General features: G+C 70.8%; 6 protein-coding genes and 1 pseudogene. 3 read left to right on the top strand and 4 right to left on the bottom strand.

Features of this window, described 5'->3' with window-relative positions:
• Positions 1 to 155 precede the first annotated feature (155 nt).
• The gene (locus F4560_RS45595) at positions 156 to 290 is read left to right on the top strand and encodes a hypothetical protein (protein ID WP_281391918.1); all 135 of its coding nucleotides are present in this window, start codon (positions 156 to 158) and stop codon (positions 288 to 290) included.
• Between the two features lie 774 nt (positions 291 to 1,064).
• Positions 1,065 to 1,478, top strand: coding sequence for a hypothetical protein (locus F4560_RS15695; protein WP_184920779.1), 414 nt, complete (start codon positions 1,065 to 1,067; stop codon positions 1,476 to 1,478).
• 71 nt (positions 1,479 to 1,549) lie between these two features.
• Here the strand turns inward: F4560_RS15695 and F4560_RS15690 are convergent, their stop codons facing one another.
• Together F4560_RS15690 and F4560_RS15685 are read right to left on the bottom strand one after the other, a co-directional pair.
• On the bottom strand, positions 1,550 to 2,503 hold the full coding sequence (locus F4560_RS15690) for a helix-turn-helix domain-containing protein (RefSeq protein ID WP_184920777.1): 954 nt from the start codon (positions 2,501 to 2,503) through the stop codon (positions 1,550 to 1,552).
• 102 nt (positions 2,504 to 2,605) lie between these two features.
• Positions 2,606 to 4,531 carry a S8 family peptidase gene (locus F4560_RS15685; protein ID WP_184929162.1) on the bottom strand — a complete coding sequence of 642 codons (1,926 nt, stop codon included), beginning with the start codon at positions 4,529 to 4,531 and terminating at the stop codon, positions 2,606 to 2,608.
• Between the two features lie 686 nt (positions 4,532 to 5,217).
• Between F4560_RS15685 and F4560_RS15680 the strand changes: the two are divergent.
• A pseudogene (locus F4560_RS15680) lies at positions 5,218 to 6,566 on the top strand (IS30 family transposase).
• 458 nt (positions 6,567 to 7,024) lie between these two features.
• Here F4560_RS15680 and F4560_RS15670 read toward each other — a convergent pair.
• Together F4560_RS15670 and F4560_RS15665 are read right to left on the bottom strand one after the other, a co-directional pair.
• On the bottom strand, positions 7,025 to 7,942 hold the full coding sequence (locus F4560_RS15670) for a phosphate/phosphite/phosphonate ABC transporter substrate-binding protein (RefSeq protein ID WP_184920775.1): 918 nt from the start codon (positions 7,940 to 7,942) through the stop codon (positions 7,025 to 7,027).
• Positions 7,939 to 11,688: an nSTAND1 domain-containing NTPase gene (locus F4560_RS15665; protein WP_184920774.1), complete on the bottom strand. Its 3,750-nt coding sequence runs from the start codon at positions 11,686 to 11,688 to the stop codon at positions 7,939 to 7,941. The genes F4560_RS15670 and F4560_RS15665 overlap by 4 nt, the downstream gene beginning before the upstream one ends.
• Positions 11,689 to 12,182: the final 494 nt, after the last annotated feature.

The raw sequence follows: 12,182 nt of genomic DNA, 5'->3' as shown, positions 1-12,182 counted from the left end.
CGGTCGCTGATCGGGATGTCATCCAAGTGACGTCGTTGTCGCCGCTGAGCGCGACCCACAGGAACAGTTCTTCGTCGTTGATCCCCTTGGTTGACTTGTCGTGTGCCACAGGCTGCTACTGGGCGACGTAGCCGCCGTCGACGGGGGCGACGCCGATGACGAAGCCGGTTCCGGGGCTGCACAGCCACAGCACGAGCGCCGACGTGCCGCCCCAAGCGATTCTCGGCGCGACGCACGCGCTGGAGGCCGTGACGCACGAGTTCGCGGCGACGGCGCGGAAGCTGGCGTAGCGCTCCGCTTCGCCCCGGAGCGCGCCCGCCGGCCCGCCGCAGGGAATCCGCGGTGAGCCTCCATGTCACTGCGCGGGCCGCCTGCCGCCCCGTGGTGCGCGTGCACACCGATCGCCGGGGTGCTGTGCCGCACCCGGCAACCGCGAGCAGCGACGTCCCTGACTGGCGAAGACCGCAGGCAACCGATCGGGGCCGTGGGTCAGGTGGGTTCGACAATGATCGGCTCGTCCGGGCAACCTGCGGCCAAGTCGGTGAGCACGTCGCGTTCAATGGGGTCGACGGTGCGCGCCCAGCGGGTGTTCACCGCCATCCGCGCAGCGATGAATGATGCATATGCGTCGTGGGTCCGTGCGCGGAATCGACAGTCCGCCGTGAGCGCGTCCGGCCTACACAGATCCAGCGGCGGCAGCTGCGTTCCTCAAAGGTGGTGGATAAAACGGCGTCGGGCCGGCTGATCAACTCGGTGGTGTCGGAACTCCGGTCGACGCCGTGGCCGACGGGCTCATCCCGCACGTGGACCCGGTGTTCACCGCGGTCGACTCGTTGATCGCCCGTGCCGGACAGGTCTTCGTCAAGCTCGCTGAGGCGCCACGTCAATTGCCGATGACCGCGGGCACCTCGGCCGGCGGGATCGCAGACAACAAAGAAAGTCGGCTGAACGCCCCTCGCGGTATTCCACCGCCACCGTCAAGTCGGGAAGCAGGCACATGCAATGGCCACCGTCGAACTCCACGTCCAGCCCGCGTCTGGGTGCACGACCGATCGAGTTTCGCGGTGCTGCTCATGGAAGGTGAGGCGACCGACCGCGTGCACGGCGACATCGTGCGGCGGGACGCGCTGTTCCAGGCGGTACTGCGTCGTGGGCTCAAGCTGACCACCGATCTGGACCACCTCTCTCTGCTCCCCACGCCCGGATGGCGGACTGGGATCGACCGGCTCGGAGCGGTGACCGTGCAGTGGCCGCACTTCCAGCCCTTGCTCAAGAAGCTGCTCATGGGCATGTCTGCGGCTTGGATCACGGCGGCGAGCGGGCACGGCATCGTGCTGCTGTTCGTCGGTTCCGGCTTCGGCCTGTACGAGCACGCCGGCGTCGGCATGCCGTGCCGGGAGGACCGCGTCGCCGGCATCGCGCACAACGGTGCCCTGGCCACGAGCATCGCACCGTTCCAGCGGACAGGCGGTGGGTGACGTCGGCGAACGGGGAAGCCGGGGACCGGTGCGCAACGGCCCGGTCGCCGGCGACAGCGTGCGCCGGTTCGTCAGTTCCGAGAAACCTTCGCCCTCCCCGAACCGGGGATCCGCTCACCCGTGCCGCCTCCAGCGGGCGGCCACTCCCAGCGGACGCCGAACTGTCCCGGACCGAAATCGAGCACGACGTGGTGCGCGGCCCGATCCTCGTCCAGCTCGACCGGACGGCACTTCTCCACGCCGTCCAGCACGGAGTACCGCACGCACCGCGAAGGCAGCGCCCGCGAGTCGAACCGGACCTCCATCAGGAATTCGCGGACCGGCGTGCGGCACCGGCGCTCGTAGACGAACGAGGGTCGCGGCGAGGGCTCGGTGACCTCGTGCTCGATGAGGATCGTCTCGTGCCGGGCGAGCGCGCGGGGGAACACCAGTTCCGCCGCCATCAGCCCCTGCCGCTTGTCGGTGTGGACCCGGCCGACGCGGCAGTTGCGCACCGCCCGCAGCTCCGGCACGTCGCCGCACGGGAGGTCCGCCTCGTGGATGACGACGATCCGGTCGATCCCGTCCTCCTCGGCGCGGAGCACCTGCCGGGTCCACCGGACGTCCTGCGACTGGTCGGCGGCGACGTGGACGCGGTCGTGGCCGCTGAGCCGGGTGAGGCCGCCGTCGTGGCTGAGGTCGAGGCCGCGCAGCAGGTGTTCGACCGCCTCCGCCTCGGGGAAGAACGCGCTGCCGACCACCGCCGGCCGTGGTCGGGAGGCGACCCGGCCGCGGGGCTTGGGCGGGTCGAGCAGCGCCGCCAGCTCGCCGCGCGCCACCCCCACGATCGCTTCGAGGTTGCTCAGGGCCTTCAGCGACGCCGGGCGCTCCGGCCGGGTGCGGCCGGACTGCCAGTAGCTCAGGGTAGCGGTGCTGACCGGCGTGTCCAGCCGGCGCAGGCGGTCGCACAGTCGTTCCAGCGTGATGCCGCGCTTCTCGATCGCGGCGCGGAGTGCCCGGGAGAACTCGTCCTGTCCGGTCGTCACCCCCGCACGGTAAGCGGCGCGGTTCGACAGGGAAAGGTCCTCTCGTAGGGTGAGCGCGCGGTGCCCCGCCGGGTGCGGGGCACCGCGCGTGGCGATCGGGCGTCAGCTCGTGGTGAGCGAGGTGTCGTCGATCACGAAGGACGTCTGGAGGTTCGAGTCCTCGGTCCCGGTGAACCTGATCGTGACGGTCTTGCCGGCGTGGGCCTTCAAGTCGAACGACCGCTGGACGTACGCCGTGCCCTCGTTGACGTTGGAGTACGTCGCCAGCGTCGCCAGGACGGCGCCGGTAGAGTCGAGGAGCTGCACCTTCAGGGAGTCGTACACGACGGTCCCGGTCTCCGCCGAGTCGATCCGCAGGTGGAACGACAGGGTGGCGGCGGTCGCGGTCGCCGGGATGGTGGCGGTCTGCGACAGCGTGTCGGTGTGCGACTGGCCGTAGCCGTTCAGCCACGCCTTCCACGAGCCGGTGCGCGCCGGGTAGGTGGCGTCGGTGGTGATGACGCCCGACGTGGAGGCCCAGCCGGTGTCGCCGGACTCGAAGCCCGGGTTGGCCAGCAGTTGACCGGTGGGCGGGGTGCCGCCACCACCTCCGAGGGAAGCAATGGTCTTCTCGGCGTCGACCAGACCTGCGCCGCAACCGCCGGAGCAGGTGCCCGGGATCGGCCGGACGTTCTGCTTCAGGGTGCTCTCGACGGCGCTGGGGGACAGCGACTTCTCGCCCAGCATCAGGGCGACGAGGCCGGCCACGTGGGGCGCGGCCATGCTGGTGCCCTGGTAGTACTTGTAGGTCTCGCTGCCGGGCGTGGTGGTGCCGGTGTTCAGCGTGGACAGGATGCCGTTGCTGCCGTCGGTGGCCGTCCAGGTCTCACCGCCGGGTGCGGCGATGTCGACGACGGTGCCGTAGTTGGAGGCGAAGCTGCCGTCGGACCGGAAGACCGACCGGTTGCCCTCGCGGTCCAGCGCGGCCACGGTGACGACGTTGTTGCAGTTGGCCGGCTGGGAGTTCGAGGCGTTCTGGTTCGAATTGCCGGCCGCGACGACCACGGTGCTGCCACGCCCGATCGCGCTGTTGATCGCGTTCTGGTAGGTGGAGCTGCACGTCCCGCCGCCGCCGAGGCTCATGTTGATGACCTTGGCGGGGTTGGGGTTGGCCGGGACGCCGCTGACCGTGCCGCCGGCCGCCCAGATCACCGCGTCGGCGATGTCGGACAGCGAACCGCCGCAGCGGCCCAGCACGCGGGCGTGGACCAGCTTGGCCTTCGGCGCGACACCGGCCACGCCCTTGGCGTTGCCGCTCACCGCGGCGATCGTGCCCGCGACGTGCGTGCCGTGCCAGGACGAGTTCGACCGGGGGCTGCCCTGGTGGCACTCGTTCTCGGCCGGGCTCCAGTCACCCTCGTCCTGGGGGTTGGAGTCGCGCCCGTTGCCGTCCCGGGAGACGAACGTGTCGCTGATGAAGTCGTACCCACCGATGGTGTTGCCGTCGAGGTCGGAGTGGGTCGTGCGACCGGTGTCCACCACGGCGACGGTGACGCCCGCGCCGTCCGCCGTGTCCCACGCCTTGGGCAGGCGCATGCCCGCGTTCGATTCCCAGTAGTGCCACTGGTCGTTGTACTGGGTGTCGTTCGGGGTGGCGGTCGAGTAGAGGCGGACGTCCGGCTCGACGTATTCGACCTCGCCGCGGGCGGCCAGCGAACGCAGGAATCCGCGGGCCTGGTCCCCGGAAAGCTTCTTGTCGGTGCGCACGAGGTGTCCGCCGACCGCAAGCTGCCGCACTTCCTCCACCGACACGCCGTGCCGCTCGCCGGCCGCGCGCAGGGCACGCGCCCGGACGGAGGCCGAGCGACCGGCCTCCGACCTGGGCTTGAAGCCGACGATGTACTGCTGGTATTCCGCGCCGGCGGCGACGTTCTCGGTGAACGCGCGGCCGGACGGTGCCTCCGGTTGCGCCTGGACCGTGCCGTGGGCGGCCGCGACGAGGCACGACGCGACCGCGGACACGAGCACCAAACGGCGGATATTTCTCATACTCACGAGACGCACTCCTTTGTGCAGGGAAGGAATCGGCGAGGGCGATCCCGCAGGGCCTGCAAATGGTGCGCCGCTATTCGTGCGAGCGGAAGAATTAATCGTTAAGGGTGTAACGCGGCGGCCACTCGCCGGGGGACGTCCAGGACCGTGCCGCAGAGGCGGGCCGCCCGGTGCGCGATCGTCAGTCGCCGGTCGGGAGCGGGCTCCGCGAGCGCGCACAGGCGAACATCGCCCAGGGTGAGGGCCTCGAAGAGCTCGCAGGCCAGTAGAGCGCCGGCCTGCGAGCGGAGGAAGGTCGATCAGGTTGCCGAGGTGCGTTGGCCGGGAGTTGGTGCAGCAGTGCTGCGAGGAACGCTCGGTTGCCCTGGGCGATTCGTGGTCGGGCGGTGTTCAGTGCCGTTCAGGACGGTGTTCTGCTGCCGTAGCACCGGAATCTGCGCGTCCTGGTCCCGGGCGATCGTGGGCAGCAGGCTCGTCAGCCGAAGTGCTGCGGTTCTCGGCAGGCACAGTGCTCAGGCGGAGGTGTTGCAGCGCGCCTGACCGAACACCAGGGGCGGATTCAACTGGTCGTCGCAACACTTCGATGACGGAGGTGTTGGATGGGATGGCGGAGGAAGCAGGTGCCGCAGGCACCGAGCGGGGCTCGACGTCAGTCGGCTGCGGATAGGGCGACGCGGGCGCCGATGCGCTCACCCGGGCGGCCGGAGCCGTCGCGGGCGGTTCAGCGGGACTTCTGGCGCCTGATCGCCTCCGGGGTCACCACGGTCCAAGCCGCGGAGGGAGTCGGCGTGTCGTCACCGGTCGGGATCCGCTGGTTTCGACACGCTGGCGGGATGACGCCGCTGAACTTCGACGATCCCACTGGCCGGTACTTGTCGTTCGTTGAGAGGGAAGAGATCGCGCTGCTGAGGGCTCGGGACAAGGGCGTGCGTGAGATCGCCCGCATGATCGGCCGCGACCCTGGGACCGTGTCTCGTGAGCTGCGGCGCAATGCCGCGACCAGGGGTGGCAAACCGGTCTATCGCGCCGTGGTGGCCCAGTGGAAGGCGCAGCAGGCAGCGAAGCGCCCGAAAACGGCGAAGCCGGCGAGTGACGAGCGGTTGCGTGAGTACGTGCAGGACCGGCTCGCCGGCAATGTCCGTCGCCCTGACGGCACGGTCGTCGCGGGCCCCAGGACGCCGCCGTGGAAGGGGTTGAACAAGCCGCATCGTCAAGACAGGCGCTGGTCGACGGCGTGGAGTCCGGAGCAGATCGCGCATCGTCTGAAGGTCGACTTCCCCGATGACGAGTTCATGCGCATCAGCCACGAGGCGATCTACCAGTGCCTGTTCATCGAGGGGCGTGGCGCACTCAAGCGAGAGCTGGTCACGTGTCTGCGCACGGGCCGAGCGCTGCGAGAGCCGAGGGTCCGGTCGCGGAACAAGCCGCAGGGACACATCACCGCCGATGTCGTCCTCAGCGAGCGCCCCGCCGAGGCTGAAGACCGAGCCGTCCCCGGCCACTGAGAAGGGGACTTGATCATCGGGACGGGCCGCTCGGCGATCGGCACGCTCATCGAGCGCAGCAGCCGCTCCACGCTCCTGGTGCATCTGCCGCGGTTGGAGGGCTGGGGCGAGAAACCACTCGTGAAGAACGGCCTGTCGCTCGGCGGCTACGGCGCCGTCGCGATGAACGCTGCCCTGATGGTTTCGATGACGAAGCTGCCCGAGCAGCTCCTCAAGACCCTCACCCGGGACCGAGGGAAGGAACTGTCCGCGCACGCCCGGTTCGCTCTCGATACCGGCACGAGAGTGTTCTTCGCCGACCCCCACTCACCGTGGCAACGGCCGACGAACGAGAACACGAACGGGCTGCTGCGTCAGTACTTCCCCAAGGGCACGGCCTGTCGAGGTGGCCCGTCGATGACCTCGAAGCTGTCGCCCTGGCCCTGGACAACCGGCCCCGCAAAGTCCTCGGCTGGAAGACCCCCGCCGAGGTATTCAGCGAGCAACTACAGTTGCTCCAACAGCCCGGTGTTGCATCGACCGATTGAACTCGCCCAATTCACGTCGTGGGCTTTTACCAGGCGTGCCAAGGAATCCGGCCTGTTGCCGTCGATGGGCTCGATCGGGAACTGCCCCGACAATGCGATGATGGAGTCGTTCTGGGGTCGGATGCAAGCCGAGCTGCCGGACCGCCGGCGCTGGCGCACACGCATCGAACCGGCCAACGCGATCTTCGAGTACCTGGAGATCCTCCACACCCGTCAGCGCCGCCACAGCGCCCTGGGCATGCTCACCCGATCGCGTATGAAGGGCTCCACACCATCCACGGCTGGATTCCGGTCATCCCAATCGAGCTCAGGCCGTGGCGCCGCCCGGTCCGCCGCCACGGCTGCCGGGGTTCGGTCTGGCGGCGAGGGTGGCGTCGTGGGTAGTAGCGGGCGAGGATGCAGGAGCATGCCTGCCCGATGGTCCCGATGGTGGTGACCGTGGTCGGGATCGTGTGCCGTCAGCCGGTGGTGCAGGCTTCCGGCCCGACCACCTGGCAGAGCTGGTGAATCTCGTCGTAGAAGTCGTCGGAGACCTGGGCGTAGCCGTAGGAGCCCGCGTCCCCGAGGGGGCATTCGGCGCGGCAGAAGCCGTTGGTGCGCAGGTAGTCGGCGTTGCCCTTGTCGGTGATGGCGGTGGCGATGCGGTCGCGCAGGTCTTGGGGCAGGTGGTCGGACACCACGATGGGCGCGCCGGGTATCGGCTCCGACTGCCAGACCCGGACCAGGTCGTCGGCGGTGATCTGGCCGCGCTCGATCAGGTGCCGGTCGACCATCGCGTCGAAGGCGAAGCCGATGTCGCAGTGGCCGTTGGCGACGGCGAGCGCCGCGGCCTCGTGGGTCCCGGCGAACTTGGCCTGCACGTCGGTGGCGGGGTTGATGCCCAGAGCCATCAGGGCGGCTGCGGGGTAGAGGTAGCCGGAGGTGGAGCCCTTGTCGACGAAGCAGGTCCGCAGCCCGCGGGCGTCGGCGAGGGACTTGACCGGTGAACCGGCGGGGACGATGCCGTAGGCGCGGTAGGCGGGCTGGTCGCCCTTTTCCTTGACCTGCGCGCCGACCACGGCGATGCGTGCGCCGCGGTCCTTGGCCTGTAGGTAGGAGAGGGGGCCGAACGCGGCGAAGTCGATCTCTCCCGAACGGACGCCCTCGATGAACCGGGGGTAGGTGCCGGACTCCTCGATGCGGATCTCGCGGCCGGTCTCCTTCCGCAGCATCGCGATGAGCGGGCCGAACGACTGGATCAGGGCGACCGACCCGCCCGCCGGGTTGCCGGAGAACACCAACGGCTCGGCGTCCGGTGGCGGCGGCGCCGGGGTGGTGGGCGCTGTGCAGGCGACCGCGAGCAGGATGGTCGGCACGATAGCGGTGCGGCGTGTCATCGTGGGGCCTCCTGGCCGGGGCAGGTCTGTTGGTGCGGCAGGTCGGGCAGGTACTGCTGCCACTCGTCCGGTACGAGCCCGCCGCCGGCGACCGCGCAGGCCCGGCCGACGGGGTCGGTGACGGGATCGGTCTCCCACAGCAGCACGGCGCCGTCGGAACCGCCCGTGGCCAGCACGTCCCCGTCCGGGGAGAACGCGACCGCGTTGACCGCCATGCGGTGCCCGGCCAGGGGTTCGCCGAGGCGTCGGGGCCGGTTGGGGTCACCGTGGTCCCACAGGGTGATGGCGCCGCGCGAGTCGCCGACGGCGATGGTGGTGGAGTCCGGAGCGAACGCGAGGGCGGTGACCTGGGCCGAGGGGACCAGCAGCGGCTGGCCGAGGCGGTGCGGGTCGGTGACGTCGCTGATGTCCCACAGGATGGTGACCCCGTCGGAGGCGCCGACCGCGACGGTGCAGCCGTCCGCGCTGAAGGCCAGGGCGGTGACCGTGCCGCGGTGGCCCTCCAGGGGCCGGCCGAGCCGTCGGGGGTGGACGGGGTCGGTGATGTCCCACAGCAGCACGGTGTTGTCCGACCCCAGCGTGGCATCGATGTTGCCGTGGACGCCGAACGGGCGCCTCAGGTCGTCGCCGCTGCGGTCATGGGAGAGCAGGTCGGGGTTGACGGGGTCGGTGACGTCCCAGTGCAGCCGCTTGCCGTCCGCACCGGTGGTGATCAACTCGGTGCCGTCGAAGACCACCGAGTCGACGAGTTTCTCGTGGGCGGTCAGGGGCTCGCCGAGTCTCCGGGGGCGTTCGACGAGGTCCCACAGGACGATTTCGCCGGCGGCGCCCGTGGTGGCGAGGGGGTCGCCGCCGGGACCGGGTGACAGGGAGGTGACGGGGCCGAGGTGACCTACCAGGGGCGGTCCGGACCGGCGGGGTCGAGTGCGGTCGGTGAGGTCCCACAGGATGGCTGTGCCGTCGTCGCCACCGGTGGCCGCGGCGGTGCCGGAGGTGAACGCCACGGCGGAGACCACGCCGTTGTGGCCGGTCAGGGGTGTTCCGAGGGACTGGAGGGTGGCGGTGTCCCACAGGTCGACGGTGCCGTCGGAACGGCCGGTGAGCAACAGGTCGCCGGTGGGTGAGAGCGCCAGGGAGGTGATGGGTCGGCGGGTGCCGTCGGTGAGGGGGTCGCCGCGTCGCGCCGGCGCGGCGGGATCACTGGTGTCCCACAGGATGGCGGTGCCGTCGTCGCTGCCGGTGGCGAGGGTCCCGCCGGGGGAGAAGGCCAGTGAGGAGACACGGCTCGTGTGGCCGCGGAGAGTGGCGCGGGCGGCTGGGTGGTGTGGATCCGTCGTGTCCCACAGTTCGACGGCGCCGTCCGGGCTCCCGACGGCGAGGGTGCGCCCCTCCGGGTCTTGGGCCAGGGCGGTGACCGGCCGGTCACCGGGAATGCGGTGCCGGAGCGTTGGCGTGCCGGAGACGTCCCACAGTCCCACGCCACCGTCGGAGTCGCCGACGGCGAGAACGAGGTCGCCGCGAGCCGGAAAGGCGACTTCGGCGACGGGGTGGTCCAAGGTGATGGGCTGGTCCCGAAGACGGGGCCGGTCGGGGTCGGTCCGGTCCCACAGGACCACCTCGCCGTTGGCGCCGCCGGTGGCCAGGATGCGGCCGTCCGGGGAGATGGCGGTGGACGCGGCCCCGCCGGAGTCGTTGGCGAGGGTGCCGCCGTAGCGCGTGGTGGTCAGGGTGTCGACGAGGTTCGCGATCGCCTCGGCGTCGGGCCTGAGGTGGTGGGCGGCCAGGGCCAGCCGCAGGGCCAGCCGGGGTGAACTGCCGCGGGCGGCTTCAGCCTGGCTGAGCAGGGCGTAAGCGGTGGCGCTGTCGCGCTGGTCGCGGGCGGTGCGCCACTGGACGGCGGCGACGACGGTCGCGGCGACCGCCAGGACGAGCAGGAAGGAGAGCGTCGCCAGGGTTCGCCTGCGCCGACGGTGCACGCGCCGACGGGTGTGGTGGAGCCGGTCGAGAACGGCGGCGAGGAACTCCCGGCCGTGCCTGTCGAGGTCGGTGGTCTCGTCGGGCGCCGGGTCTGCCGTGGGCGGGTCGGCAGGCGGTGCCGGGCCGGCGGGTAATCGTCCGGCCGACGGCGGGTCGGCGAGCGGACGATCGGTGGGCAGGCCGAGGACGGACAGGGTGGCCAGCGCCCGGTCGGCGTCCCACAGGTGGCTGTCGGGACGCCCGGCGCGGTGCCACTCGTCGGCGGCGCGCTCGACCGAGCGGGCGGTCGTCAGGGTGCGGGCGCGGCGTTCGAGGGCGTCACGCAACGGTGTCCAGTCGGTGAACAGGGCTTCGTGGGCGGGTTCGACCCAGCCGTCGTCGGTGGCGGTGAGCAGTCGCTGGTCGACGAACACGCCCAAAGCGACGCGCAGCGGACCGGGAAGGGTGTCCAGCCGGACCCGGCGGCGTCCGAGCCGGCCGTTGTCGTCGGCGACCAGGTTCACCAGGCCGCTCAGCACCTCGTCGGCGGTCAAACCGGCGCGGGTGGTGGCGCGGTCGAGCGCGTCGCCGGCCTTGCGGGTGAAGAACTCCCGCACGCTGCGGCCGCCGTCGTAGCGCTTCAGGGACAGGGTGTCACCACGCTTGAGCCCTTCGGCCAGGTGGTTGAGGGTGTAGGCGAGCAGGGGCAGTGCATGGCCGGTGTCGGCGACCAGGCGAGCGGCCAGGCCCTGCTCCACCTCGAGCCCGGCCAAGCGGGCAGGTTTGGTGACGGCGTCCTCCAAATCCCCGGGACGCAGCGGGACGAGGGTGTGGGTGTCGAAGCGCGTGCCGATCAGGGCGATGAGGTCGTCGAGGAACTCCGAGCGCAGGGTGAGTACCACTCGGGCGCCGTGCTCGACGGCGTCGAGCAGCACCACCGCCAGTTCGGCGCGGGCGTCGACCGGACTGCGGGTGAACAACTCCTCGGCCTGGTCGATGGCGATCAGCGGGCGGCGCACCTTGGCCAGGCGCTTCGTGGCCAGGCGCGGACCCCGGGGTGCGCGCACCTCCTCCGGGGTCAAGCCGAGGCGGTGGGCGTGAACGGCGAGGGACTCGGTGAGTTCGCCCAGCGGGTCGTCACCGGGTGTCCAGGGATCGAGGACGAGTCGGCCGGGCCCTCGGTCGAGACGGGGCAGCAGGCCGGCGCGCAGCAACGAGGACTTGCCCGAGCCGGAGGGACCCACGATGGCAAGCAGACCGTTGTCGGCGGGGCGGCGCAGCCAGCGGTCCAGTTTGTCAGAGTCATCGTCCCGGCCGGTGAACATGGCGCTCAGCTCGGCGGTGAACGGCTCCAGACCGGGATAGGGGTTGTCGCCCTCGCGCCACCGGGGCCGACCGCGTCGGTCGAGAGCGCGCAGCTGCTCGAGGAGCTTGGCGCGAGCCTCGGCGGGGCCCGCGGACAGGTCGACGTGCTGGAGGTGGCGCAGCAGTTGGTGGTCGACGTCGGGTTCGGCGAGCAGCGGCAGCAGCAGGCAGCCCAGCGAGTCGGCTATGCCGACCTCGGCGGCGCACCAACTCGACGTGGCGAATGCCCGGGTGACCACGCAGACGACGGCGTCGACCCGCCGCAACTCGTCGTACAGGACCTGCTTCCAGTCCTCGCCGGGCTTGATGCCGATGGGGTGTTCGGCGGCGAGGAAGGTCTTGTGGCCTTTGCCGAGCAGCCAGGTCGAGACTTCTCCGGCGGTGGCGAGGTCGGCGGTGGCGTAGCTGATGAAGACCCGGGCCACGAAGACCCCTCCCCTCACCACTCAGCTCCGGCAAGCACTCAGGTCCGGGCACCGATGCTACGGGAGGGGCCTTGGGGCGCAGCGCGTTTTCAGCTCGTCACCCACTCGGCCGGTATCCCCCAGCTGGGTGGGTGACGGGACCGTCAAGAGCGTTGCGGGCGTCGAGACCTACGCCGCGTAGGAGGCCCTGATCGACGCTGCCCGCACCGCTGCGATACCGCTGAGCCCTATAGCAGGGCGCGGGCTTGGCGGAGGGGCGCGGTGTTGTCGGACGCGGATCGCGCCGGGGGGAGCCGAAGCGGGTGGCGACCTGGTCGGCGTCGGGGCGACGTGGCGGGACGTGCCGTCACCGGGGTGAGTGTGACGGTGTGGTGTCGCGGATCGTCAGAGCACCTTGGAGAGTGGCCACAAACGGACTTTGTCCGGAATGGCCTGGCGACAGCTCTGCCCGAGCCTGCAGACTCATCGAAGTCCGAGGCGAAGCCTTGGACGCG

This window comes from Saccharothrix ecbatanensis (assembly GCF_014205015.1).
GTDB classification, from domain to species: Bacteria; Actinomycetota; Actinomycetes; order Mycobacteriales; family Pseudonocardiaceae; genus Actinosynnema; species Actinosynnema ecbatanense.
The sequence above is the reverse complement of the archived record's forward strand: the minus strand, read 5'-3'. Positions and strand labels throughout refer to the sequence as shown.